The 25,398-nt window shown below is 64.5% G+C and carries 27 protein-coding genes; 11 read left to right on the top strand and 16 right to left on the bottom strand.

What is annotated here, in order from left to right; all coding sequences use genetic code 11:
- Positions 1–91: 91 nt before the first annotated feature.
- Positions 92–1,147, bottom strand: coding sequence for a hypothetical protein (locus WFP44_RS08105; RefSeq protein WP_336925944.1), 1,056 nt, complete (start codon positions 1,145–1,147; stop codon positions 92–94).
- Between the two features lie 153 nt (positions 1,148–1,300).
- On the opposite strand from WFP44_RS08105, the gene trxB reads away from it, so the two are divergent.
- From trxB to WFP44_RS08090, 3 genes are all read left to right on the top strand, one after another.
- On the top strand, positions 1,301–2,272 hold the full coding sequence (trxB, locus tag WFP44_RS08100) for a thioredoxin-disulfide reductase (protein ID WP_336925943.1): 972 nt from the start codon (positions 1,301–1,303) through the stop codon (positions 2,270–2,272).
- Positions 2,273–2,398: 126 nt separating this feature from the next.
- The gene (locus WFP44_RS08095; RefSeq protein WP_336925942.1) at positions 2,399–3,691 is read left to right on the top strand and encodes a flavin-dependent oxidoreductase; all 1,293 of its coding nucleotides are present in this window, start codon (positions 2,399–2,401) and stop codon (positions 3,689–3,691) included.
- Entirely contained in the window at positions 3,688–4,143 is a 456-nt protein-coding gene (locus WFP44_RS08090; protein WP_336925941.1) for a DUF3237 domain-containing protein, read from the top strand. The genes WFP44_RS08095 and WFP44_RS08090 overlap by 4 nt, the downstream gene beginning before the upstream one ends.
- A gap of 6 nt (positions 4,144–4,149) precedes the next feature.
- Here WFP44_RS08090 and WFP44_RS08085 read toward each other — a convergent pair whose 3' ends face one another.
- The gene (locus WFP44_RS08085; protein ID WP_336925940.1) at positions 4,150–5,058 is read right to left on the bottom strand and encodes a prephenate/arogenate dehydrogenase family protein; all 909 of its coding nucleotides are present in this window, start codon (positions 5,056–5,058) and stop codon (positions 4,150–4,152) included.
- Positions 5,055–6,197 carry a histidinol-phosphate transaminase gene (gene hisC, locus WFP44_RS08080; protein ID WP_377922728.1) on the bottom strand — a complete coding sequence of 381 codons (1,143 nt, stop codon included), beginning with the start codon at positions 6,195–6,197 and terminating at the stop codon, positions 5,055–5,057. The genes WFP44_RS08085 and hisC overlap by 4 nt, the downstream gene beginning before the upstream one ends.
- A gap of 69 nt (positions 6,198–6,266) precedes the next feature.
- Here hisC and metX point away from each other — a divergent pair, with 69 nt between their 5' ends.
- Both metX and metW read left to right on the top strand, forming a co-directional pair.
- Positions 6,267–7,376 (top strand): homoserine O-acetyltransferase MetX, encoded by a 1,110-nt coding sequence (metX, locus tag WFP44_RS08075; RefSeq protein ID WP_336925939.1) that lies wholly within the window; start codon positions 6,267–6,269, stop codon positions 7,374–7,376.
- The gene (metW, locus tag WFP44_RS08070; protein ID WP_336925938.1) at positions 7,373–7,960 is read left to right on the top strand and encodes a methionine biosynthesis protein MetW; all 588 of its coding nucleotides are present in this window, start codon (positions 7,373–7,375) and stop codon (positions 7,958–7,960) included. Before metX ends, metW begins: the two co-directional genes overlap by 4 nt.
- Here metW and fdhD read toward each other — a convergent pair.
- The 13 genes from fdhD to WFP44_RS08005 all read right to left on the bottom strand — a co-directional run bounded on the left by fdhD (position 7,957) and on the right by WFP44_RS08005 (position 19,583).
- On the bottom strand, positions 7,957–8,721 hold the full coding sequence (gene fdhD / locus WFP44_RS08065) for a formate dehydrogenase accessory sulfurtransferase FdhD (protein WP_336925937.1): 765 nt from the start codon (positions 8,719–8,721) through the stop codon (positions 7,957–7,959). The two genes, metW and fdhD, sit on opposite strands and share 4 nt — an antisense overlap.
- 15 nt (positions 8,722–8,736) lie before the next feature.
- Positions 8,737–8,952 (bottom strand): formate dehydrogenase subunit delta, encoded by a 216-nt coding sequence (locus WFP44_RS08060; RefSeq protein WP_336925936.1) that lies wholly within the window; start codon positions 8,950–8,952, stop codon positions 8,737–8,739.
- Complete coding sequence (gene fdhF / locus WFP44_RS08055; RefSeq protein WP_336925935.1) at positions 8,952–11,798, bottom strand: formate dehydrogenase subunit alpha; 2,847 nt, start codon at positions 11,796–11,798, stop codon at positions 8,952–8,954. The genes WFP44_RS08060 and fdhF overlap by 1 nt, the downstream gene beginning before the upstream one ends.
- Positions 11,798–12,349, bottom strand: coding sequence for a molybdenum cofactor guanylyltransferase (gene mobA, locus WFP44_RS08050; protein WP_336925934.1), 552 nt, complete (start codon positions 12,347–12,349; stop codon positions 11,798–11,800). Before mobA ends, fdhF begins: the two co-directional genes overlap by 1 nt.
- Positions 12,346–13,896: an NADH-ubiquinone oxidoreductase-F iron-sulfur binding region domain-containing protein gene (locus WFP44_RS08045; protein WP_336925932.1), complete on the bottom strand. Its 1,551-nt coding sequence runs from the start codon at positions 13,894–13,896 to the stop codon at positions 12,346–12,348. Before WFP44_RS08045 ends, mobA begins: the two co-directional genes overlap by 4 nt.
- Positions 13,893–14,321, bottom strand: a complete 429-nt coding sequence (locus WFP44_RS08040) for an NAD(P)H-dependent oxidoreductase subunit E (RefSeq protein ID WP_336925930.1) — start codon at positions 14,319–14,321, stop codon at positions 13,893–13,895. The genes WFP44_RS08045 and WFP44_RS08040 overlap by 4 nt, the downstream gene beginning before the upstream one ends.
- An 8-nt stretch (positions 14,322–14,329) precedes the next feature.
- Positions 14,330–15,172, bottom strand: coding sequence for an S-formylglutathione hydrolase (gene fghA, locus WFP44_RS08035; RefSeq protein ID WP_336925929.1), 843 nt, complete (start codon positions 15,170–15,172; stop codon positions 14,330–14,332).
- A 10-nt stretch (positions 15,173–15,182) separates the two neighbouring features.
- Entirely contained in the window at positions 15,183–15,566 is a 384-nt protein-coding gene (locus tag WFP44_RS08030) for a VOC family protein (RefSeq protein WP_336925928.1), read from the bottom strand.
- A gap of 4 nt (positions 15,567–15,570) precedes the next feature.
- Positions 15,571–15,957, bottom strand: a complete 387-nt coding sequence (locus tag WFP44_RS08025; protein WP_336925927.1) for a VOC family protein — start codon at positions 15,955–15,957, stop codon at positions 15,571–15,573.
- 3 nt (positions 15,958–15,960) lie between these two features.
- Positions 15,961–16,344 carry a VOC family protein gene (locus WFP44_RS08020; protein WP_336925925.1) on the bottom strand — a complete coding sequence of 128 codons (384 nt, stop codon included), beginning with the start codon at positions 16,342–16,344 and terminating at the stop codon, positions 15,961–15,963.
- 173 nt (positions 16,345–16,517) lie between these two features.
- A complete protein-coding gene (locus WFP44_RS08015) occupies positions 16,518–17,630 on the bottom strand; it encodes an S-(hydroxymethyl)glutathione dehydrogenase/class III alcohol dehydrogenase (RefSeq protein WP_336925924.1) in 1,113 nt (370 codons plus the stop codon).
- A 91-nt stretch (positions 17,631–17,721) separates the two neighbouring features.
- Entirely contained in the window at positions 17,722–19,086 is a 1,365-nt protein-coding gene (locus WFP44_RS08010) for an MFS transporter (RefSeq protein WP_336925923.1), read from the bottom strand.
- Between the two features lie 32 nt (positions 19,087–19,118).
- On the bottom strand, positions 19,119–19,583 hold the full coding sequence (locus WFP44_RS08005; RefSeq protein WP_336925922.1) for a Saro_0803 family transcriptional regulator: 465 nt from the start codon (positions 19,581–19,583) through the stop codon (positions 19,119–19,121).
- 138 nt (positions 19,584–19,721) lie between these two features.
- Between WFP44_RS08005 and WFP44_RS08000 the strand changes: the two genes are divergently transcribed.
- From WFP44_RS08000 to WFP44_RS07975, 6 genes are all read left to right on the top strand, one after another.
- On the top strand, positions 19,722–21,209 hold the full coding sequence (locus WFP44_RS08000) for a lignostilbene-alpha,beta-dioxygenase (protein ID WP_336925921.1): 1,488 nt from the start codon (positions 19,722–19,724) through the stop codon (positions 21,207–21,209).
- Positions 21,210–21,275: 66 nt separating this feature from the next.
- Complete coding sequence (locus WFP44_RS07995) at positions 21,276–22,523, top strand: serine hydrolase domain-containing protein (RefSeq protein WP_336925920.1); 1,248 nt, start codon at positions 21,276–21,278, stop codon at positions 22,521–22,523.
- A 59-nt stretch (positions 22,524–22,582) separates the two neighbouring features.
- Positions 22,583–22,915: a hypothetical protein gene (locus WFP44_RS07990; protein ID WP_336925919.1), complete on the top strand. Its 333-nt coding sequence runs from the start codon at positions 22,583–22,585 to the stop codon at positions 22,913–22,915.
- A gap of 43 nt (positions 22,916–22,958) precedes the next feature.
- Positions 22,959–24,299, top strand: coding sequence for a hypothetical protein (locus WFP44_RS07985; protein ID WP_336925918.1), 1,341 nt, complete (start codon positions 22,959–22,961; stop codon positions 24,297–24,299).
- Between the two features lie 29 nt (positions 24,300–24,328).
- Positions 24,329–24,790, top strand: coding sequence for a DUF3237 domain-containing protein (locus tag WFP44_RS07980; protein WP_336925917.1), 462 nt, complete (start codon positions 24,329–24,331; stop codon positions 24,788–24,790).
- 73 nt (positions 24,791–24,863) lie between these two features.
- Positions 24,864–25,394, top strand: coding sequence for a superoxide dismutase family protein (locus WFP44_RS07975; protein WP_336925916.1), 531 nt, complete (start codon positions 24,864–24,866; stop codon positions 25,392–25,394).
- Positions 25,395–25,398: the final 4 nt, after the last annotated feature.

Raw genomic sequence — 25,398 nt, 5'->3', positions numbered from 1 at the left:
CGGATGGTCCCTCCGCGCTCCACCGCCGCATAGTTCAGCGCAGCGGCCCGTTTGACAAGCGCAATTTCTAACGCGCGTTACGATTATCTGCCTAATTCCCTTGGCGCACGACAGGTGCGGGATCGCGTGTGCCGCCGTTTGCCACGCGCCAATCGGCAAAGCGCGGGGACGTGGCGCGGATATAGGATGGCAGGATCGTGTTGCCTTCGTGGCAGGCATATTCGAACGGCTGGTAGTCATCGTCGCGCGTCCAGGGAAAGCCCATCTTGAACGGCTCGGTCAGCACCACGGGATCGTGCACCCATGCCTCGTAATAGACCTGCCCCGGCCCGGTCAGGGTGAAATGTTCCACCATGCGCAAGTGGTCGCTGGTGGGGATGGGGCGGTTGGTCGGCCCCACGATCACCATGGGCGACAGGCCGTTGAAATGGGTGGTTTCCACCACCAGCGTATTGCCTTCCCAGCGCCCGCGCGAATGGCCCAGATAAGTGCGCAGCACATCGGGCGGCGGGGCGGCATCGCCCAGATGGATCACGCGCGTTTCGTGGATCAGCTCCAGATTGATCACCACCACCCCCGGCGCCTGAAACACGCGCAGGCCGTTATTGTAGGGGAAGGGGATCATGCTGGCGGGCAGCCCGCGCGACAGGCAGCGGTCAAGGCTGTTGAAATCCTGCGGCCCTTCGAACACCGCAATGTTCCAGCTGTCGCGCATCTGTGCGCGCAGTTCCTCGCCCGCCGGGGTGAGCGGCGGGACGCGGCCATTGGCGGGTTCCACGATCAGCGATGTCTGGCGCAAGGGCGCGCCGCGTTCGAACCAGTTGCCGCTGCCCAGCACGCCCGCTTCGTCCTCGACATCGGCGAGTTCGGCCAGTTCCTCCGCCGACAGGAAGGCGTTGCGGTATTCCTCCTCGGTCATCAGCCGCCGTGTGCCGAAATGCGCGGGGCGCTGCATCGGGGTGGAGCCCATGCTTTCCAGCGGATAGGTGCCGCGCATATCGGGATCGCCCCACGGGGTAAGGGGCGCCTGCCATCCGGCGGGCGGGGCGGGCGGGCGGCCCACCTCCTCCTCGGTCGTTTGCGCCAATGCCGGTGCCGCAAGTGTCAGCAACCCCGCCAAGGCAAGGCCGTTCCATCCGCGCATCATCTCTCTCCCCGTTGATGCTGAGTGTTTTGCCCGCAAACCTAACCCATCGCCCCCCCAAGTAAAGCCTGGGCGCTGTCCACAGGGCGGGCGGTTGAATTGCTGGGCTTCGCGGCCTAACTCCGCCGCATAACTTACGGCGAAAGACACGATTCCATGGCTGTTCACACAACCCGTATGCTCATCATCGGCTCTGGCCCGGCTGGTTATTCCGCCGCGATCTATGGCGCGCGCGCGGGGATGGAGCCGATCGTGGTGCAGGGGCTGCAACCGGGCGGCCAGCTGACCATCACCACCGATGTCGAAAACTATCCCGGCTTTGCCGATGTGATCCAGGGCCCGTGGCTGATGGAGCAGATGCAGAAACAGGCCGAGCACGTGGGCACGCGGATGATGTGGGACACGATCGTCGAAGTCGATCTGGCGAGTGGCAGCCCCTTCCGCGCCATCGGCGATTCGGGCGATGAATATGTGGGCGATGTGCTGGTGATCGCCACCGGCGCGCAGGCGAAATGGCTGGGCGTTCCGGGCGAACAGGAACTGGGCGGCAAGGGCGTGTCGGCCTGCGCCACCTGCGACGGGTTCTTCTACCGCGGCAAGAAGGTGGCGGTGATCGGCGGTGGCAATACCGCGGTGGAGGAAGCACTCTATCTCACCAACCATTCGCCCGATGTGACGCTGATCCACCGGCGCGACAGTCTGCGGGCAGAGAAGATCCTGCAGGATCGCCTCTTCGCCAACGTACGGATCAACGTGCTGTGGAACAAGGCGGTGGAACGCTTTGTCGCGGCGGAAAATGGCACGCTGGGCCATCTGGAACTGGTCGATACGGTAACGGGTGAAAAAAGCACGCTGGAAGTGGACGGAGCTTTCGTTGCCATCGGCCATGCGCCCGCGACCGAATTGTTCAAGGGCAAGCTGGAAACCGACGATGGCGGCTATCTGGTGGTCGAGCCGGGCACGCCCAAAACCGCGATTCCCGGCGTGTTTGCCTGCGGTGATGTGATGGACCACACCTATCGCCAGGCGGTGACCGCAGCGGGCACGGGCTGCATGGCGGCCCTCGATGCCGAGCGGTTCCTTGCCGCGCGCGACCATGCCGCAAAGCAGGCAGAGGCGGCCGAATAGGCGCTACGGGCTTTCGCCTCACCGGGCAGAAGGTGATTGTCTCACCCGATAGAGGCGGCTAGGCGTCGCCTTTTACGGTTGAGCGCGCGTCTGGCGCTGGCTCCACCATCCGGAGAATCGTTCCAGATGCAGCACGACACCGTGTTGATTGCCGGCGGCGGGATTGCCGGCCTGTCACTTGCGCTTACCCTGCACCAGATCGGCGTGAAGTGCACCGTGTTCGAAAGCGTGGCCGAATTGCGCCCGCTGGGCGTGGGCATCAATATCCAGCCCAACGCCGTGCGCGAGCTGGAAGATCTGGGCATTGGCGAGGCCGAGCTGGACGAGGTCGGCATCCCCGCGCGCGAATGGGCGCTGGTGGGTCTGAACGGGCGCGACATCTATTCCGAACCGCGCGGCAAGCTGGCCGGTTACAACTGGCACCAATATGCGGTGCACCGGGGCAAGTTCCACCTGCTGCTCTACCGCAAGGTGCTGGAGCGGCTGGGGCCCAATGCGGTGCGGTTGGGCCAGCAGGTGACCGGATACCGCAAGGAGGCCGATGGCAGCGTCACCGCGCTCGTCACCGCGCGCGACGGGACGAAGTCGGAACACCGGGGCGCATTGCTGTTCGGAGCAGAGGGAATCCATTCGGCGGTGCGCGCGCAGATGCATCCTGGCCAGCCGCCAATCCGCTGGGGCGGCACGATCATGTGGCGCGGCACCGCGCGCGATGTGCCGATCCGCAGCGGTTCCTCCTTTGTGGGCCTCGGCACCAGCCGCCACCGCATCGTGTTCTACCCCATCTCGCACACCGGGGATGACGGGCGGGCGGATATCAACTGGATTGCCGAACAGACCTTCGATGCCGACCATGACTGGAGCAAGTCGGGCTGGTTCCGCGCGGTGGAACTGAGCGAGTTTGCCCACCAGTTCGACGGCTTCGTCTATGACTGGCTCGATGTGCCGGCCCTGCTCGCCAAGTCCGAAGTCGCGTTTGAAAATCCGATGATCGACCGCGATCCGCTGCCCACATGGGTGGATGGGCCGGTGGCTCTGCTGGGCGATGCGGCGCATCCGATGTATCCCACCGGTTCCAACGGCGCGTCGCAGGCCATTATTGACGGGCGCGTGATCGGCCGCATCATGCTGGAAACGGGCGTCACCCCGGCAGCATTGGCGCAATACGATGCCGAATTGTGCGAAAAGGTCGGCGCGCTGGCGCTGCGCAACCGTGGCTCCGGCCCGTTTGGCCTGCTGGGCATGGTGGAGGAACGCTGTGGCGGCGTGTTCGACCATATCGACGATGTCATCCCGGCGGAGGAACGCAGCGCCTTCATGCTCGCCTATCAAAAGGCCGCGGGCTTTGCGCGCGACGAGTTGAACAAGGCGCCGCGCACCATTCCCGAAGGCGCAAAGGTGGCGCGGGTGGCGGCGTGAGCATCGCGCTCGAACACGCCTGCGACCTGGTGGTGGAACTCTCGCGCCCCCATGAAATGGGCAGCTGCGCCAGCGGCACCCGCCGTATCATCCCGATCATCGGTGGCAGCGCCAGCGGCCCGCGCCTGTCAGGTCGCATCCTGAATGTGGGCGCAGACTGGCAGACCGTGAACGCGAACGGCGTGGCCGAACTGGACGCCCGCTATGCCATTGAAACGGCGGAAGGCGCGGTGATCGAAGTGGTGAGCCAAGGCATCCGCCAGGCCAGCGCCGAAGTGGCGGCACGCATCGCGGCGGGCGAGGATGTGCCGACCAGCGAATATTATATGCGCACCGCGATCCGGCTGGACAGCGGCCATCCCGATTACGCCTGGGTCAATTCCAGCCTGTTCCTCGCCACCGGGGGCAAGGTCGGCTCCACCGTCCGGCTGAGCGTTTACCGGGTCGGCTGAGCCCTGCTATTTGTGATCGCTGCGCCCGAAATCGGGGCGCGGATCGTCCTGTCCCAGTGCCACGATGGAACGACGAATGGCGCGGGTGCGGCTGAAGGTGTCGTACATCATCTGCCCGTCGCCTGCGCGGATCGCTTCGCGCATCAGCGCCAGATCGGTGAGGAAGGTGTCGAGCATTTCCAGCACCGCGTCCTTGTTGTGCAGGAATACGTCGCGCCACATGGTCGGATCGCTGGCGGCGATGCGGGTGAAATCGCGAAAACCCCCGGCCGAATATTTGATCACTTCGCTGCGCGTCACCGTCTCCATATCGCTGGCCGTCCCCACGATGGTATAGGCGATCAGGTGCGGGATATGGCTGGTCACCGCCAGCACGCGGTCGTGATGGTCGGCATCCATGGTTTCCACCATTGCGCCCAGGCTTTCCCAGAAATCCACCAGCGCGGCGACCTTGGCCGGATTGGCGCCGGGGGGCGGAGTGATGATGCACCAGCGCTGGTTGAACAGCGTGGAAAATCCCGCATCGGGGCCGGAATGTTCGGTGCCTGCCACCGGATGTGCTGGGATGATCTCGAAACCCGGCAAGGCATCGGTCAACGCATCGGTGATCGTGCGTTTGGAGGAGCCGACATCGCTCACCACGCAATCGGGCGACAGATCGGGCGCGATGGCGGCGGCTGCTTCGCGCATGGCCCCCACGGGCACGCACAATATCACCAGATCCGCGCCGCGCACCGCATCGCCCGGATCATCGCAGATGGTATCGGCAAGGCCGCGTGCACGGGCACGGGTGCGCACCGCCGGATCGGCATCGTAACCCGTGGTGGTGGTGCCAAGGCCATCATCGCGCAAAGCAAGGCCGATGGAACCGCCGATCAGGCCCAGGCCGATAATGGCAACGCGCCGAAAGCTCATCGTGCCGCATCCGCCATGCGGCGCAGCACGCGGGCAATATCGTCCATCTGCGCCGCCGTGCCGATCGTGATGCGCAGCGCCTGCGGCAGCCCCTGGCTGGGCAGGTGCCGCACGGCGTAACCGGCCTTGGCAATGCCATCCATCGCGGCGGCGGCTGTCAGCGCGCCTTCGAACAGCACCAGCACGAAATTCGCCTCGCTCGGCACGGCGCGCAGGCCGTGATTGCCCAAGCCCTCGATCGCGGCGACGAAGCGTTCCCGCTCCGCCCGGTTGTGCGCGCGGCTGGCCTCGACAAAGGCCTGATCGCGCACGGCGGCAAGGGCGGCGGCCTGCCCGGTGGAGGTCACATTGAACGGCCCGCGAATGCGGTTCAGCGCGTCAATAATGGCGGGCGCGCCAGTGCCCCAGCCAATGCGCTCGCCCGCAAGCCCGTAAATCTTGGAAAAGGTATGCGTCACCAGCACATTGCCCGCGCCCGCGGCCAGTTCCAGCGCGCCGTCATCATCGGCCGGATCGACATATTCGGCATAGGCGCGGTCCACCACCAGCAGAACATCCGCCGGAAGCCCTGCGTGCAGGCGGGCCAGTTCGGCGCGGGGCAGATAGGTGCCGGTGGGGTTGTTGGGATTGGCGAGGAACACAACGCGCGTCTTGCCCGTAATCGCGGCGAGCAGCGCATCGACATCGGTGCCGAAATCCCTGTCGGGCGCGACAACCGGCTCCGCGCCGCAGCGGCGCGCGGCGATATCATAGACCGAGAAGCCATAGCGGACATAGGCGACCTCGTCCCCCGGCCCGGCAAAGGCTTGCGCGGCAAGGTTCAGCAATTCGTCCGACCCGGTGCCGCAGACGATGCGCGCCGGATCAATGCCGTGCAGATTGCCCAGCGCCTCGCGCAGCGCGGTCGAATCGGGATCGGGATAGGCGGCGGCATCCGAAATGCCGGCCCGCGCCGCCATCGCCGCCGCGCTCGTGCCCAGCGGGTTTTCATTGGCTGACAGCTTCACCAGCGGTTTGCCGTCGGCGCTCTTGGACTTGCCCGGAACATAGGCATGGATCGCGGCGATCCATGGCTTGACCTGCGGGCCAATGGCGGCGGAGGGGGAAGCGGAGGGCGAGGCGTCGATGGCGTTTGTCACAATCGCGCCTTTAGCGCGGCCCGCGCGCAATTGACAGTATGCACGCAAAGCCCCAAGTCCGCTCACGCAATGGCAACCGCGCTCGCCTCTCAGCTCAACACGCTCGATCTCGCCAGCCCGCTGCCGCTCGACAGCGGCAAGGTGCTGCCGAATGTGCGCCTCGCTTACGAAACCTATGGGGAGATGGCGGCGGACCGGGGCAATGTGATCCTGATCTTCCACGCGCTGACGGGTGACCAGTTCGTGGCCGCCACGCATCCGATCACCGGCAAGCCCGGCTGGTGGGAGCGGATGGTCGGCCCCGGCCTGCCGATCGATACCAGCCGTTACCATGTGATCTGCGCCAATATCATCGGCGGCTGCATGGGCTCCACCGGCCCTGCCGATCTGGCCGAGGATGGCGCGCCTTATGCCATGCGCTTTCCCGTCATCACCATCCGCGACATGGTGCGCGCGCAGGTGGCCATGCTGGACCAGCTTGGGATTGACCGGCTGCACGCGGTGGTGGGCGGTTCGATGGGCGGAATGCTGGCGCTGTCCTTTGCGGCCAACTGGCCGGGCCGGGCCGACCGCGTGCTGGCGATTGCCACCACCGCGCGCCATTCGGCGCAGAACATCGCCTTTCACGAAGTGGGGCGGCAGGCGATCATGGCCGATCCCGATTGGCGCGGCGGCGATTATTATGGCGGCGGCGGCAAGGGGCCGGAAAAGGGGCTGAGCGTGGCGCGCATGGCCGCACACATCACCTATCTGTCCGAAGCGGGCCTGACCGAGAAGTTCGGTCGGCGCTTGCAGGACCGCGATGCCAAGAGTTTCGGCTTCGACGCCGATTTTCAGGTGGAAAGCTATCTCAGGCATCAGGGCATTGCCTTCACCAACCGCTTCGATGCCAATTCCTACCTCTATATCACCCGCGCGATGGATTATTTCGATCTGGCGGAGGAAGCTGGCGGGCGGTTGGCCGATGCCTTTGCCGGGGCCAGCGCCACGCGGTTCTGCGTCATCAGCTTCGATACCGACTGGCTCTATCCCACCGCGGAAAGCCGCAACATCGTCCACGCGCTCAATGCTGTGGCGGCGCCTGTCAGCTTTGTCGAGTTATCCGCGCCCTTCGGACATGACAGCTTCCTGCTGGACGTCCCCGCGCTCGACCGGGTGGTGAAGGGGTTCGTGGGATGAGCCTGCGCCCCGATCTCGCCAAGATTGCCAGCCTGGTGCCGCCGGGCGTGCGCGTGCTCGATGTGGGCTGCGGCGATGGCGAGTTGATGGATGTGCTCACCCGCGAAAAGCACGCCGATGCGCGCGGGCTGGAGATTGATCCCGAAGAAGTCGAACGCGCCGTGGCGCGCGGGCTATCGGTGATTCAGGGCGATGCCAACCGCGATCTGGCCGATTATCCGGATGGCGCGTTCGATGTGGCGATCCTCAGCCAGACCTTGCAGACCGCACAGCGGCCCGACTGGCTGCTTGATCAATTGCTGCGCATCGGGCGCACCGCCTTTGTCAGCTTCCCCAATTTCGCCTTCTGGAAAATGCGCATGGCGTTGCTGCTGGGCGGGCGGATGCCGGTAACGCCGCATCTGCCGGTCAGCTGGTATGCCACCGCCAATATCCATCATCTGACGGTGGAGGATTTCCGCGATCTGCTGGCCGAAAAGGGCGTGAAGGTGGAAGGCAGCTGGTTCTTTGCGGGCGGGCGCGAGATCGGCCAATTCAACGCCAACTGGCGCGCGGAACACGCGGTGTTCCGGCTGAGTCGTTAGCCGTTCACGCAGATCACGCTGTCATCGCGCGCCAGACACCACAGCGACAAGCCCGCCGTGCGCGCGCGTTCCACCGCCATGCTGGTGGGCAGCGATATGGTGGCGAGCGTGGTTGCGCCTGCGCGCGCGGCTTTCTCCACGATTTCGTAGGAGCAGCGCGCGGTCGAGAGAATAAAGCCGCCCTGCATTGGCAGGCCTTTGGCGGCCATCGCGCCCACCAGCTTGTCCATGGCGTTGTGGCGGCCCACATCCTCGCGCACGCAGACAATCCGCCCACCGCTGTCGGCATAGGCGGCGGCGTGTGCGGCATGGGTGGCGCGGGTGAGCGGCTGATGGTCGGGCAATTGGCCGAGCGCGGAGAAGATCGCCGCCGGGTCTATAGCGTCATGCGCAGGCACGGGGGGCAGGGGGCGCGCAACCGCTTCGAGGTTCTCGATCCCGCACAGGCCGCAGCTTGATTCGGCCACGCGGGCACGCACCCGGTCGGTCAGCTTTTCAATGCCGAGGCCCGAAAGCGTGGCGCGGACGATCCAGCCCTTGTCCACCTCGGCCACGGCAATGTCGGTGATGTCGGCAGGCGTCGTCGCCAGCCCTTCGGTCAGGGCAAAGCCGCGCGCGAAATCATCCAGATCAGCCGGCGTTGCCATCATCACGGCATAGGCAAGGCCATTGAATTCCAGCGCCACGGGCACTTCGGGCACGAATTGGCGCGAGACGGGGGTTATCGCCCCGTCCCTGCCGTGCTGCATCAGTTCGGTCATTACCTGTGCCCCGCGTCAGGCGGCAGAAACTTGCGCCTTCAGCTTTTCGATGGCGGCGCGCGCGATCGGGGTCAAGCGCGTCAGGTCATCGGCAAAGATCGCCGCCTTCATGCGCGGATCCCAGAATTTGCCGATATGCTCGGCGGTTTCCGCCACCGCCACCGCCTCGCCCTTGGCGGCGAGGTTGGTGGCGATCTGGTTGGCCATGCGGATGAGCTTGGTATCGTCCATTATTCCGCAGGCTCCATCGCTTCGATCCGGCGCGCCATGGCGGTGAGGTCGGCATATTCCTCCTGCCATTCGCTCGGCCCGTTGCTGGGCGTCACCTGCACCGCGGTCACCTTGTATTCGGGGCAATTGGTGGCCCAGTCCGAATTGTCGGTGGTGACCACATTGGCCTGCGTCGCGGGGTGGTGGAAGGTGGTGTAGACCACGCCCGGCGCCACGCGGTCCGTCACCAGAACGCGCAGGGTGGTTTCGCCCGCTCGGCTGGCCAGACGCGCGAAATCGCCGGTTTTCAGGCCACGGTTCTCCGCATCGGTCGGGTGGATTTCCAGCACATCTTCCTGATGCCACACGCTGTTCGCGGTGCGACGGGTCTGCGCGCCGACATTGTATTGGCTCAGGATGCGGCCCGTGGTCAGCAGCAGCGGGAAGCGCGGGCCGGTGCGTTCGTCGGTGGGGACATATTCGGTCACCACGAACTTGCCCTTGCCACGCACAAAGCCGTCCACGTGCATGATCGGCGAACCCTTGGGCGCCTTTTCGTTGACTGGCCATTGCAGCGGCTCGCCGCTGGTCACGCGTTCCCACGCCACGCCCGCAAAGGTCGGCGTCAGGCGGGCAATCTCCGCCAGAATCTGGCTGGCGTGCGTGTAGTTCCAGCCGCAGCCGATGGCATTGGCGAGAAGCTGCGTCACCTGCCAGTCTTCATAGCCATTGGCCGGTTCCATCACCTTGCGCACCGGCTGGATGCGGCGTTCGGCATTGGTGAAAGTGCCGTCCTTTTCCAGGAAAGTCGAACCCGGCAGGAAGACGTGGGCGTAATTCGCGGTTTCGTTCAGGAACAGGTCGTGCACGATCACGCATTCCATCGCGGCAAGGCCCGCGGCGACATGGTGCGTATCGGGGTCGGACTGGAGGATATCCTCGCCCTGAATATAGATCGCCTTGAAGCTGCCATCGATTGCGGCGTCGAGCATATTGGGGATGCGCAGGCCGGGTTCGGGATCCAGCGTGACACCCCAGTCATCCTCGAACAGCTTGCGCGCTTCGGCGTTGGAAATGTGGCGATAGCCTGACAATTCGTGCGGGAAGCTGCCCATGTCGCAGGCGCCCTGCACATTGTTTTGGCCGCGTAAGGGATTCACGCCCACACCGCGCCGCCCGATATTGCCGGTGGCCATGGCAAGATTGGCAATCGCCATCACCGTGCTGGAACCCTGGCTGTGCTCGGTCACGCCAAGGCCGTAGTAAATGGCCCCGTTGCCGCCTGTGGCATACAGCCGCGCGGCGGCACGCAGATCGGCGGCGGGCACACGGGTGACGGCCTCCAGAAACTCCGGGCTGTGCTTTTCGTCGGCAACGAAGCGCGCCCAATCCTGAAACTCGTCCCAGTCGCAACGTTCGCGCACGAAGGCTTCGTTCACGAGGCCTTCGGTAACGATCACATGGGCCATCGCAGTCAGCACGGCGACATTGGTGCCGGGCTGCAAGGGCAGGTGATGCGCGGCTTCGACATGAGGGCTTTTCACAAGGTCAATCCGGCGCGGATCGACCACGATCAGCTTGGCCCCTTCGCGCAGGCGCTTCTTCATGCGGCTGGCGAAAACGGGGTGGCCGTCGGTCGGGTTGGCACCGATCACCATGATGACATCGGCATCCTCGACACTGTCGAAATCCTGCGTGCCCGCGCTGGTGCCGAAGGTCTGCGACAGGCCGTAGCCGGTGGGCGAGTGGCACACGCGCGCGCAGGTATCGACATTGTTCGCGCCAAACCCGGCGCGGATCAGCTTCTGCACCAGGAAGGTTTCTTCATTGGTGCAGCGGCTGGAGGTAATGCCGCCCAGCGCGCGGGGGCCGTGTTCGGCCTTGATGCGGGTGATTTTGGCAGCGGCGAAACCGATCGCTTCCTCCCAGCTGACTTCGCGCCACGGCTGGTCGATCTGCTCGCGGATCATCGGCTTGGTGATGCGGTCGGCGTGGTTGGCATAGCCCCAGGCGAAGCGGCCCTTCACGCAGCTGTGCCCGTGGTTCGCCTTGCCGTCCTTCCACGGCACCATGCGCACCAATTGTTCGCCGCGCATCTCGGCGCGGAACGAACAGCCCACGCCGCAATAGGCGCAGGTGGTGACAACGGCGCGTTCGGGCTTGCCGATCTCTTTGACGCTCTTTTCCTGCAAGGTCGCGGTGGGGCAGGCCTGCACGCAGGCGCCGCAGGAAACACATTCGGACGACAGGAAATCGTCCACCGTCTGTCCGGCGGAGATCATGCTGGCAAAGCCGCGCCCATCCACCGTCAGCGCGAAAGTGCCCTGCACTTCGGCGCAGGCGCGCACGCAGCGGCTGCACACGATGCACTTGGACGCATCAAAATCGAAATAGGGGTTGGATGTATCGGTGGGAAGGCCGAGGTGGTTCGCCCCCGAATAGCCATAGCGCACATCACGCAGGCCGACATTGGCGGCCTGATCCTGCAGCTCGCAATCATTGTTGGCGCTACAGGTGAGGCAATCGAGCGGGTGATCGGAGATATACAGCTCCATCACGCCCTTGCGCAGCTTGGCGAGGCGCGGGGTCTGCGTCTGCACCTTCATGCCGGGGGCAACCGGCGTGGTGCAGCTGGCAGGCGTGCCGCGCGCGCCTTCGATTTCCACCAGACAAAGGCGGCACGAACCGAAGGCCTTCACATTGTCGGTGGCGCACAGTTTGGGAATATCGCCGCCGATTTCCGCCGCGGCGCGCATCACCGATGTGCCCGCTGGCACGGTGACATCGCGCCCGTCAATCGTCAGCGTGACCATCTCCGCCGACTTCACTTCCGGCGTGCCGAAATCCTTCTGGCGTTCGTAACCCATCACTTGTGCTCCAGCTCGGCTGCCTGAATGCGGGCCAGGTCAGCCGGTGTATTGATGTTTGCAGGGGTGGATGCCGCGTTTACCGGGCGCGCATGAGCGCGGGCGGCATAGGCAAGCATCGAGCGGCGTCCTTCACTCTGGAGGATGGCCACAGCAGCTTCTTCAGCGTCGACCAACCAATGACCGATTACGGGCTGCGATGCAAGATAGGCCGAAGGCGGTGTGAGCGCGTCGAGCGTATCGGGCGGCAGCCCGACACTGTCGACTCCGCAGCTCAGCACGCTGGCAAAGCCGTGGGCGCGGGCATGAGCGAGGCCAGCGGCGATGCCTGCCAGCGGGCCCAAGCCGGGGCGCGGCCAATCGGGGATGCAGTGGCCAAGGCCTTGCGCGGCCGCATCATCGCGGCCCGCGATCACCACCGTCTCGCACCATGCCGAAAGCGTGGCCACCGCGCGCGCCAGCAGCGTGTCGCCGCCCAGAACGGCCAGCGCCTTGTCGCTGCCAAAGCGGGTGCTTTGCCCGCCTGCCAGAACAAGGCCCATCACGCTCATTCGGCGGCGTCCGGCAGCGTATCGGCCAGATCGGGGGCGAAATCGGCGGGCCAGTGCTTCAACGCGCTCATCACCGGATAGGGGGTGAAGCCGCCAAGGGCACAGAGCGAGCCGAATTTCATCGTTTCGCACAGATCGGTCAGCAGCTCGACTTCCTCGGCCACGCTGCGTCCAACGGTCTTTTTCGCATTGTGCATTTGCGGAGCCAGCTCCAGCACATCGCGCGTGCGGCCGCCATCCCGGATGCGGTCGATCAGTTCCACCCCGCGTGTCGATCCAATGCGGCAGGGCGTGCACTTGCCGCAGCTTTCCGCCGCGCAGAACTCCATCGCAAAGCGTGCCATCGCGCCCATGTCGGCACTGTCGTCGAACACGGTCACGCCCGCGTGGCCAATCAGCGCATCGGCTGCGGCATAGGCTTCGTAATCGAAGGGGATGTCGAACTGATCAGGGTGGATATAGGCGCCCAGCGGCCCGCCTACCTGCACCGCCTTGATCGGACGGCCCGACGCGGTGCCGCCGCCGATTTCATTGACGAGGTAATCGAGCGTCACGCCAAACGGCACTTCGAACAGGCCGCCATGCTTGATATTGCCCGCCAATTGCACCGGCATGGTGCCCTTGGACCGGCCATGGCCGCGCGCCGCATATTCGGCCGCGCCGCCTTCCATCAGGATATGCGGGACAGCGGCCAGCGACAGCACATTGTTGACCACGGTGGGGCGGCCCATAAAGCCTTCGAGCGCGGGCAAAGGCGGCTTGGCGCGCACTTCGCCGCGCTTGCCTTCCAGGCTGTTGAGCAGCGAGGTTTCTTCGCCGCAGACATAAGCGCCTGCGCCCACGCGCACTTCGCATTTGAACGGCGCGATAATGTCCCGGCACAGGGCTAAAGCGGCGTTCAGTTTGCGGATCGCGTCAGGATATTCGCTGCGGACATAGATATAGCCCTGGCGCGCGCCCACGGCCTCGCCCGCAATCGCCATGCCTTCGATCAGGGCAAAGGGGTCGCCCTCCATCGCCATGCGATCGGCAAAGGTGCCGCTGTCGCCTTCATCCGCGTTGCAGACGATATATTTGTGTTCAGCCTGCGCGGCGGCCACGGTCTTCCACTTGATGCCGGTGGGAAAGCCTGCCCCGCCGCGCCCGCGCAGGCCGCTTTCCAGCACATCGGCCAGGATCTGCTCGCTGCCAATGCGGCGCGCGCGGTTGAGCCCGCTCCACCCGCCGCTGGCTGCGTAATCCTCAAGGCTCAGCGGACGGGTCTTGCCCGCGCGCGCGAAGGTAAGGCGCGTCTGCGCGGCGATGAAGGGGTGCTGTTCGATCACCCCGATCGCCTTGTCGCTTGTTCCCGCAAGGATCGCGTCGACATCGGCCAGAGTGGCCGGGCCAAACCCTTTCCCGTCAATTTCCACCAGCGGTTCGAGCCAGTGCATCCCCCAGCTGGAGGTGCGCTGCACCTCGCATCCCTTGGCTTCAAAGGCGGCGGCGAGCTTGTCCGCCCCGCCGGCGCGGGCCAGGGCATCGTCGGATATGCGAACAATCGTCATGCGTTTTCCACCAGTTCGGCCACCGTTTCGGCATCCAGCCGGATATGCAGGTCGTCCTTGTAGCGCGCGGCAGGCCCGGCGCTGCACAGGCCGAGGCAATAGACGGTGTGAATCTTCACCCGCTCGCCCGCTGCCTGCTTCGCGGCATCGATGATGGCTTCTACCCCGCGCGCCTTGCACGCTTCGGCGCGGCAGATCTGCACCACGGGGCGCGGATCGGCGGCGGGAGTAAAGTCGTGATAGAAGCTGACCACGCCGTGCACATCGGCGCGCGTCAGGTTCAGCGCCTTGGCGATAATGGCTTCGGACTCTGCATCGACGCAGCCGAATTCGTGCTGGACGTCGTGCAGTATGGGCAGCAGCGGCCCTTCCTTGGCGGCATGACTGGCGATGATCTCGCCGATTTTCTGTTCCTTGGTGTGCATAGTCTTTCTCAGCCGTTCAGCCGCTGGGCGTGCCAGGCAATATGCTCGGCCATGAAGGTCGAGATGAAGTAATAGGAATGGTCATAGCCGTCCTGCATCCGGATGGTGGCGGGCATCCCGGCGGTGGCCACCGCCTCCTCCAACAGATGCGTTTTCAGTTGCTCGGCCAGGAAATTGTCGGCCGTGCCCTGATCGACCAGCAGATCGGGCAGGCGCGCGCCATCCGCGATCAGCGCGCAGGCATCGTATTCGCGCCACGCGGCCTTGTCGGGGCCGAGATAGCCACCCAGCGCCTTTTCACCCCACGGGCAATGGAGCGGCGAGACTATGGGCGCGAAGGCCGAGACAGAGCGGAAGCGCGCCGGATTGCGCAGGGCAATGGTCAGCGCGCCATGGCCGCCCATCGAATGGCCGGTGATCCCCTGCCGCGCCATATCCGCCATGGGAAAGTTCGCCGCGATCACCGCGGGCAATTCCTCCTCGACATAAGTGCGCATCTGGAAATTGGCCGCCCAGGGGGCTTGCGTGGCGTTGACGTAGAAGCCTGCGCCCTTGCCGAAATCATAGCCTTCGTCATCGGGCACATCATCCCCGCGCGGGGATGTGTCCGGGCACACGAAAATCACGCCGTGCAGGGCACAGGCCGCGCGGTATTCGCCCTTTTCCATGACATTGGCATGGGTGCAGGTCAGGCCCGAAAGATAGGTCAGCACGGGCAACTTTGCGCCTGGTTCATGATCGGGCACGAACACGGCAAAGGTCATCGCCGTGCCGGTGGCGGCACTTTGGTGCGTGTAGACGCCCTGCGTGCCGCCGTGGCTGCGGTTGGTGCTGACCGTTTCGAGTGTCACCGATCCGTCCTCAGGCCATCCAGTGCAGCGCGCACAGCTTGTGGCCGGTGGGATCGCGCAGATAGGCAAGATACAGTGTGCGGTCGCCGAAGGGGCGCGGGCCGGGCGGGTCTTCGCAAGGCGTGCCGCCTGCTGCCGCACCTGCTGCGTGCCAGGCATCGCACTCAGCCGGGTTTTCCATAAGAAAGCCGATCGTATTGCCATTGGCCACGGTGGCAGGCTCGCCGTTGATCGGCTTGGTCACCACAAAGATGCCGTCCTTGTGGATGTAGGTGACGCGGCCCTTGGCTTCGTCCAGCATTCCCGGATTGCCGCCCACAGCGGTGAACACCGCGTCATAGAACACCTTGGCCGCGTGCAGGTCGTTCGCGCCGACCATGTTGTGCGAATACATTGCCTCAGCCCTCCACATTCATGGTGAAACAGCACAGCTTGTTGCCCACCGGATCGCGCAGATAGGCGCCATACATGGGCTGTCCGTAATCGCGTCGGCCGGGCGCGCCTTCGCAGGTGCCGCCATGGGCGAGGCCGGCGGCGTGCCAGGCATCGACTGTGGCGACATCATTCGCGCCAAAGCCGATCGTGCCGCCATTGGCAGGGGTTGCCGCTTCCCCATTGCGCGGGCGGCCCACCGCGAACATTCCGGTGCCCGGTTCGCCATAAAAGGCGCGGTCTTCCATCTTCTGCGACGGGACATCCAGCGTGGCGAAGATCGCGTCGTAAAAGGCGATGGAGGCGGCGGGATCATCCGCGCCCACCATCACATGGGTGAAGAACAGCCCCACCGATCAGGCCTTCGGCCCGACATTGGCGGTAAAGACGCAGATCTTGTGGCCATCGGGATCGCGCAGATAGGCGCCATACATATTGCCGGGGCTGTTCGCGCGGAAGCCGGGTTCGCCCGCATCGCTGCCGCCATTGGCAAGGCCGGCGGCGTGCCAGGCATCCACCTGGTCATAGGAGCTGGCCTTGAAGCCCAGCGTGAAGCCGTTCATGCAGGTGGCGGCTTCGCCATTGGCGGGCTTGGCCACGATGAAGCTGCCGCTTTCGCTGGGATAGACGGTGCCGTGCGGCAGCGGATGGCCGCCAAAACCCAGCACGCCCATGGTCGCGTCATAGAACTTGCGCGCCGCGTCGATATCGTTGGTGCCCACGAAAATGTGATTGAACATACGCTTGGCCTCTCTCCTGATGCGAATCCCGGCTGGGTTCTGCATGACTTGGGTTATCACATAGCCGAAAACTTCGGTCTTGTGAAATATTGAAATACGGGCCGCACGAAGCCCTCGCCGCCCCTTTTCGGGAGACGGCTATGCCCTGCGCGGTGGCTGCGAACAGATGGACCTTAGAACACCACCACGCTGCGGATCGACTTGCCCGCATGCATCAGATCAAAGGCGGTGTTGATCTCCTCCAGCCCCATCACATGGGTGATCATGGGGTCGATCTCGATCTTGCCGGACATATACATATCGACGATCTTGGGCACGTCGGTGCGCCCCTTGGCCCCGCCGAACGCGGTGCCGCGCCAGTTGCGCCCGGTGACAAGCTGGAAGGGGCGGGTGGCGATTTCCTTGCCCGCTTCGGCCACGCCGATAATGATGCTGGTGCCCCAGCCGCGGTGGCACGCTTCCAGCGCCATGCGCATGACTTCGGTATTGCCGGTGGCATCGAAAGTGTAATCCGCGCCGCCATCGGTCATTTCGACCACCTTGGCGACCACCTCCTCGCGGCTCATGCCCTTGGACATGAGGAAGTCGGTCATGCCGAAGCGCTTGCCCCATTCCTCGCGGTCGGGGTTGATATCGACGCCGATGATCTTGTTCGCGCCAGCGAGGCGCGCGCCCTGGATCACATTGAGGCCGATGCCGCCGAGGCCGAACACCACCACATTGTCACCCACCTGCACCTTGGCGGTGTTGATAACCGCGCCCACGCCCGTGGTAACCCCGCAACCGATATAGCAACTGGTCTGGAACGGCGCGTCTTCGCGGATCTTGGCGACCGCGATTTCGGGCAGCACGGTGAAGTTCGAGAAGGTGGAACAGCCCATGTAATGGAAGATCGGCTGCCCCTTGTAGGAAAAGCGCGTCGTGCCATCGGGCATCAGGCCCTTGCCCTGCGTCGCGCGGATGGCGGTGCACAGATTGGTCTTGCCGCTGAGGCATGACTTACACTGGCGGCATTCGGGCGTGTAGAGCGGGATCACATGGTCGCCGGGCTTCACGCTGGTGACGCCGGGCCCGACTTCGCGCACGATACCGGCCCCTTCGTGTCCCAGCACGCTGGGGAAGATGCCCTCGCTGTCAAACCCGTCCAGCGTGTAGGCATCGGTGTGGCAAATGCCGGTGGCCATGATTTCCACCAGCACTTCGCCGGCCTTGGGGCCTTCCAGATCCAGCTCAACGATCTCCAGCGGCTTCTTGGCCTCGAAAGCGACAGCGGCGCGGGTCTTCATGCGTTTTGTCTCCGAAAAGGGGCAATTGTCAGGCGGCGGGGCCGGGCTGCACAGGCACCGACCCCGCGCACATCATTTCAGGCAGCGGATATCAGGGTGCCTCGCCAGCGGGAATATTGTCCATGAACTCCTTGTCGCCGTCCTTGAGCGGCAGCACGAAGAACATCACCGCTGCTGCAACCGAACCCAGCGCCATGATGATCGACACCGGCAGCAGCTGGTCATTGCCCAGTGCAGTAAACAGCAACCCTGCGATGACCGGTGAACCGGCAGCGCCAAGGCGGCCGATGCCCAGCACGAAGCCGGTGCCCGTGGCGCGGGCATAGGCCGGGAAGCCGCGGGCATAGGCGGCATAGTAACCGACAATCGCCGCATTCGTCAGGAAGCCGGTGCAGAAAGTGGCCATGCGCCAGCCCCACAGCGAATCCTTGGCAATGCCGAAGGCCGCCACCGCAATCGCCGCCAGCAGCAGCATGATGATGGTGGGCCCCTTGATATCCCACTTCTTCATGAAGAAGCCGAAGATGAAGCCGCCCACAGTGCCGCCGATATTGGCCCAGACCAGCACGGTCGCCGCCTGTGACGGATCATATCCGTAATCCGCCACGATCTGCGGCGCGAATTTGAGGATGTAGTAGAAGGTGAAGGTGTGGAACATATAGCCAAAGCCCAGCAGCAGCGTGACCTTGCGCAGCGCAGGCTTGGCCAGAATGTCGGTGATCTTGGGCTGATCTTCCTTGCGCACTTCGGGCGGCATTCCGTCGATCGTGCGCAGGCCCAGGAAACGCAGCGACTTGTTGATCTTGTCCCTTGCACCTTCGCGGCGCGTAGCGAGGTAATAGGCCGGGCTTTCAGGAACCAGCAGCAGCACCAGCGGCACGCAGACCACGGTAATGATGCCGCCGAACACGAACATCGACCGCCAGGTGTAGACTTGCAGCAGCTCGGCCGCGACCAACCCGCCCAGCACCGCGCCCAGCGGATAGCCGATAACCATCAGCGCCATCGCCAGGCCGCGATCCTTCTTGTTCGAGCATTCCGCCGTGACCGCATTGATGCTGGCGAGCATCCCGCCAATGCCGATGCCGGTGATGAAGCGGTAAACGGTGAGATCCCACACGCCGCCCGCTTGCGAGGCCAGGAACATCCCGATGCCGCCTACAATCAGGCACAGGATGATGCTGGGCTTGCGCCCGATACGGTCAGCCAGACCGCCAAGCAGCACCGAGCCAAAGCCCATGCCCACCAGTTCGGCGCCCAGCATGATGCCCAGTTCCGACCGCGGAATGCCCCATTCGGCGGATATGCCCGGCGCGGCAAAGGCGCTCGACAACACGTCGAACCCGTCATTCGCATTCAGCAGCACCATGATCGCCACCACGATCCACATACGAACCGTCATCGGGCTTTCGTTGACGATCTCGCGTGGATCGTTGTTCGCAGCTAGGCTGGCCATTTACAGTTTCCTCTCCAAAACTCTCAGGCGTCTCAATCGTGGATTCGCGACAGCATTTCCACCAATTTCTTGACTTCGTCCGGCGTGAAGCGGCTTTTCAGCCAGGTTTCGTGGCTTTCGATGCACGCCTTTGCCTCCAACAGGGCGGCCTCCCCTGCCGCCGTTAGGTGCAGCGCCTGCATCCGCCCGTCGCGGTCGGATCGCTCGCGCCTCAGATAGCCGCGTTCCTGCATCCGGTTGACGATGGTCATGGTGGTGGCGCGGTCCATCCGCAGGCGGTTGCCGACTTCGATCTGTGCAATGCCGGGGTGATCGCCAACCAGCCACAGCAGGCTGACCTGCTTCTGCGTCAGCCCCAGATGTGAGAAGGTTTCCGTGAAATGGCGGTAGACAGCGCCGTGCGCCAGGCGGATGTGGAAGCCCACAATGCCTTCCAGCGCCCCCAGCTCGGCCCCGGCGCCATCGCCTGCTGCATCGTTGTTTTTGTCCGCCGTCAATGCAGGCTGAGCCAAGCCGGTGTCCCCATCCCGAAAGTTACGAAACCCCACCCCACAGCCGGTAGCCGGCCACGGGGGGATGATCTTGCCTATTCGTTAGTAAAGCATACAATCTGGCGCAAGGAGAGGACGAAACCCATGGTGCATTTTCCCGATACCCCCAATTTCACCGGATTTAACACCCCCAGCCGGATCGAGGCGGATATTACCGATCTGGAGCATCAGGGCGAAATTCCGCGTGAATTGAACGGCGCGTTCTTCCGCGTGCAGCCCGATCCGCAATTCCCGCCCATGCTGGGCGACGACATCAGCTTCAACGGTGACGGGATGATCACCCGCTTCCATTTCCACGACGGGCAGTGCGATTTCCGCCAGCGCTGGGCCAAGACCGACAAATGGAAGGCCGAACGCGCCGCCGGGCGCGGGCTGTTCGGAATGTACCGCAACCCGCTGACCGATGATCCCAGCACCAAGGGCATGATTCGCAGCACCGCCAACACCAATGCCTGGATCTATGCCGGCAAATTGTGGGCGATGAAGGAAGATTCGCCCGCGCTCATCATGGACCCCGTCACGATGGAGACCGAGGCGTTCGAGACCTGGGAAGGCGCGATGAAGAGCCAGACTTTCACCGCCCATCCCAAGATCGACCCCGTAACCGGCAATATGGTCGCCATCGGCTATGCCGCATCCGGCCTGTGCACTGATGATGTGTCCTACATGGAAGTGAATCCGGCCGGCGATCTGGTGCGCGAGGTGTGGTTCAAGGTGCCCTATTACTGCATGATGCACGATTTTGCGATTACCGAGGATTACCTCGTGCTCCACATCGTGCCGTCGATCGGCAGCTGGGAACGGCTTGAACAAAGGAAGCCGCATTTCGGCTTTGACACAACCATGCCGGTCTATCTTGGCATCATTCCGCGCCGGGACGATTTGAAGCAGGAGGATATCCGCTGGTTCAAGCGCGGCAATTGCTTTGCCAGCCACACTGTCAATGCCTGGCAGGACGGCAGCAAGGTGCATTTCGTGGTGCCCGAAGCGAAGAACAATATGTTCCCCTTCTTCCCCGATGTGCACGGCGCGCCCTTCAACGGGGCCGAGGCGATGAGCAAGCTGACCCGCTGGACCGTGGACATGGCCAGCAATGGCGACGAGTTCGACGAGATCGTGCAGCTGACCGAAACCGCCAGCGAGTTCCCGCGCATCGACGACCGCTTCACCGGCGTGAAGAACCGCTACACCTGGGGCCTGGAAATGGATATGCGCCGCCCCTGCGAGCTGAAAGGCGGCAGCGCGGGCGGCTTCCTGATGAACTGCCTGTTCCTGAAGGATCTGGAAAGCGGGGCGGAACAGCACTGGTGGTGCGGGCCGGTATCCTCGCTGCAGGAACCCTGCTTCGTGCCGCGCAGCAAGGACGCGCCCGAAGGCGATGGCTGGATCGTGATGCTGTGCAACCGGCTGGAGGACAAGCGCACCGACCTCCTCGTGTTCGACGCGCTCGATATCGAAAAGGGGCCGCTCGCCACGATCAACATCCCCATCCGCCTGCGCTTTGGCCTGCACGGCAATTTCGCGCGGGCCGAGGATATCGGTCTGGATGCGAAGGTGGCGGAACCGGCCTGAGGCAAAGGGCCGGGGCTTGATTTCATCTCTCCCCTGCGCAAGCTTGGCGCGGGGGAGAGATTTGCCATGAAAGCTGTGTTGTCTGCCGCCGCTGCGGCCCTGTTGCTCAGCCTTGCCGCCTGTTCCCAAGCTAGCGTGCCCGAAACGGCCGAGACGCCGCCGCCCTATTCGCAGGCCGAAATTGATGGCAGCCTTGCGCCATCGCCCGCCACCGTGGCGATGCGCTGGGAATGGCTGAACCCTGCGATCAATGCTTTCACCTTTCGCAACACCCATCAGGTATTCGCCTATCGCAATGTGGCAGCACCCGAAACGCCGCGCGATCTGCCGCGGGGCGATGCGCTGGCCATGCCTGCGGCCGCGCTGCAAGGGCAGCAGGTCGATTACGCCACATGGGCCGATGCCACTTTCACCAATGCCTTTCTGGTTCTGAAAGACGGGAAAGTGGTGTTCGAGGATTACCGCAACCGGATGCGTGCCGATACGCCGCATATCGGCTTTTCGATGACCAAGACGATCACCGCCATGCTGGTGGGCCAAGCGCTGGAGCGGGGCGAGATTGCCAGCCTCGATGATCCCGTCAGCAAATATGTCCCCGCGCTGGCCGCCGGGGCCTATGGTGCAGCGACGATCCGCAACGTGCTCGAAATGCGCAGCGGTGCAGATATCGAGGAGCGGTACGATTTTGGCGAAAATCCCAGCCTCGCCGCGCAGATTCACGAGGCGGCCATTGTGCGCAACGAACGTCGCTTTGCCGATTTCGCTGTCGGTATCGGCCAGCGCAGCGAACCAGGTGCCCGGTTCAATTACGCGACGCTCGATACCGCGGTGCTGGGCTGGGTGCTGGAGGAAGCGACCGGGGCGAAGCTAGAAGACCTGATGGAAAGCCGCATCTGGCAACCGCTGGGTGCGGAATATGCCGGGCATTTCCTGGCCGACGGGCCGGTTGGGGAAGGCCGCGCGCTGAACGGAATGGGCTTCAATGCTTCGCTGCGCGATTGGGCGCGGTTGGGGCAGTTGATGCTCGACAACGGGCTGGCGGGCGCGGTGCGCGTGCTGCCCGAAGGCTGGGTGGCGCAGATGACCGCGATGAAGCCCACCGGCCAGCAGATGCCGGGTTACGGTTTGCAAACATGGCAGGTGGATAGCGAACCGGGCGCCTTTGCCGCAGTGGGTCTGGCGGGGCAGTTCATCTATGTCCACCCGGCCAGCCGCACGGTGATCGTAAAGCTCAGCTATCACCCGCCGGTGGAGCCCGAATGGCTGGTGCCGGCGGAGCTGGCCTACTTCGCGGCCATCGCCAATTTGCGCTGAACGCGCCACCTCCCGCACGCCGCCTTCACAAGGGTGGCTGCACCGCCTATTGTGACGGCATGAGGTGGCTTCTGATCGCCCTGATCCTGCTGTTACAGGCGCAGCCGCCGACGCTTGCCGCCGCGCCATCGCCTGCTGTGCCCGCCATGACATCCTGCCACGAAGCGCCCGCCGCGCCGGATGCGGCCGTGGATGAAGGCGATCCGGCACCGCATGGCGCGCATGATGAAAAGGGCGCAAGGCATATGTGCCCCGGCTGCGCGCTTCCGGGGGTGCCGCCCTTGTCCCGGCCCGACGCGGGATTGCGGCCCGCTCTGCCGGTCGCGCCGCCGATGGCCTCGCTGGTTTCGCTTTCCCTGATGCCGGACGTCCCGCCGCCGCGATTTGCCTGAACGTCGCCGTTCGCCCTCGCAACCGACATTCAGGACATTCCCCATGAAGACGCTTTTCCTCGCGGGCTGCGCGCTCGCGTTTGCCCTCGCCGTTCCCGGCATTGCCGTGGCGCAGGATCATTCCGGCCATGATCCTACGCACGATCATGCAGGCGACACCCCGCCGCCATCCGACCTCGCCGCCAGGGAGCGCACCGACCGCTCCGCCCACACCGACCATTCTGCCCATGCGATGGGGCCGCTGGCGCCCGGCGCTGCCGAAGGATCAGGCACGGCACGCCTGCCGCAAGCCGAAGGGATGATGCCCGGCGTGCATTTCCGCCTTGGCGGCGGATGGATCGGCATGGCGCATGGCTATGTCACCGCCGTCCATACCGACCAGTCCGGCCCGCGCGGCGATGACAAGCTCTATGCCCAGTCGATGGCCATGCTGATGGCCGAACGCCGCACCGCCGCCACCCGTCTGCAACTGCGCGCCATGCTGAGCGCCGAACCGCTGATGAGCGATCGCGGCTATCCCAATCTGTTCGCCACGGGCGAGACGGCGGGCGGCGAACCGCTGGTCGACCGGCAGCATCCGCACGATCTGTTTATGGAACTGGCGGTGCGATTTGATGCGCAGGTGGGCGAGGGCACCACCGCCTTCCTCTATGGCGGGCCGGTGGGCGAGCCCGCGCTGGGGCCGGCGGCCTTCATGCACCGCGCATCATCCCGGCATAATCCCGAAGCGCCGATCACGCATCACTGGTTTGATTCCACGCATATCACCTACGGCGTGGTCACTGCCGGTCTGGCAGGCCGCGCATGGCAGATCGAGGCGTCCGCCTTTCGCGGGCAGGAGCCGGACGAGAACCGCTGGGATATCGAGACCCCCCGGCTCGACAGCTGGTCGGTGCGGGCGACGCTCAACCCGTCCGCAAACTGGGCCATGCAGGTCAGCCACGGCCGGTTGAAGGAACCCGAAGCGCTGCATCCGGGAGAGGACGAGGCGCGCACGACCGCCAGCCTGCACTACAATTCCGGGTCGGGCCTGTCGGGAACCTTCGCCTTCTCCGCCAAGAACCGCCGCCCCGGTGCAACGCTCACCGCCTGGCTGGCCGAGGCAAACTGGGACATCACGCCTGCCCATGCGCTGTTCGCGCGGTATGAGAATGCGGCAAATGACGAGCTGTTTCACGACCACGACCACCCCTTGCACGACAGGGCCTTTCGCGTGGCAAAGCTGCAGGCGGGCTATGCTCATTCGCTGCCGCTGGGCAGCGATCTGACGCTGACGCTGGGGGCCAGCGGGGCGTTGTTCGGGACGCCTTCCGCGCTCGATCCCTTCTACGGCCGCCGCCCCTATGGCCTATCGGCCTTTGCACGGATCATGCTGGGCGGATAAGGTCATCGCCAGACGGGGAGAGACTGGCCATGATAAAGCCTGAACTGGAATTCGTGTACGAAGCGGGCGGCGAGCTGGAACCGCCGCGTGAAATCGGCCCTGTGGTCGATGGCACGCGGCGGATCATCCCGATCAGGCCCGGCGGCTATGTGAAGGGCCCGCGCATTTCGGGCCGGCTGATGGGCAACAGCGCGGACTGGCAGCTCACCCGGCCTGACGGGGTGACCGTGGCCGACGCCATCTATGCCATCGAAACCGATGACGGTGCGCTGATCCAGATCCGCAACAAGGGTCTGCGCCACGGCCCGGCCGAGGTGATGGACCGCCTGCGCCGAGGAGAGGAGGTTGATCCGGCCGAATATTATTTCCGCACCGTGCCCGAATTCATCGCGCCCACTGGCCCCTATGACTGGATGAACAAATCCATCTTCATCTGTTCGGGCGCGCGCTATGCCAGCAGCATAAAGCTGTGGGTGTGGCGGGTGCTTTAAGCACGCCTTGCGACAGGCGGGAGCCATCGCCAATGTCGCGCATTGATTGAAAAACCAACGGAGCCTTTTGCCCATGCGCCTGAACACTGCCGCCGCCCTTTTCGCCGCCCCGCTGATGCTGGGATCGCTTGCCGCCTGCGCCACCTATGGTGAAACCGGCAACGCCCAGCGCGCCGCCGCGCCGCTGTTCATGGCCGATGGCACGCCTGCGGGGCTTGCCACTGTGACCGCGACCACCACTGGCCTGCGTCTTGACCTCGAAGTGATTGGGCTTTCGCCCGGTCCGCACGGCGTCCATGTGCACACCACCGGGGCCTGCACGCCGACTTTCGCAGCGGCTGGCGGCCACTGGAACCCCGGCGGGCACACGCACGGCCTCCAAAGTGCCACCGGCCAGCACGCGGGCGATATGCCCAATGTCGATGTGGGCGCGAACGGACGCGGCAGCCTGTCCTATATGCTCGGCGGCGGCGCGACCTTTGCAGGCCTGTTCGATGCCGACGGTTCGGCCTTCATCGTCCATGCCGGGCCGGATGACCAGGTGACCGATCCCGCCGGGAACAGCGGAGACCGGATCGCCTGCGGCATTTTTGTCGCCCGGTAAGCTC

Source organism: Alteraurantiacibacter palmitatis (assembly GCF_037154115.1).
Classification (GTDB): Bacteria; Pseudomonadota; Alphaproteobacteria; order Sphingomonadales; family Sphingomonadaceae; genus Alteraurantiacibacter; species Alteraurantiacibacter palmitatis.
This window is presented reverse-complemented; position numbering and strand designations above follow the sequence as displayed.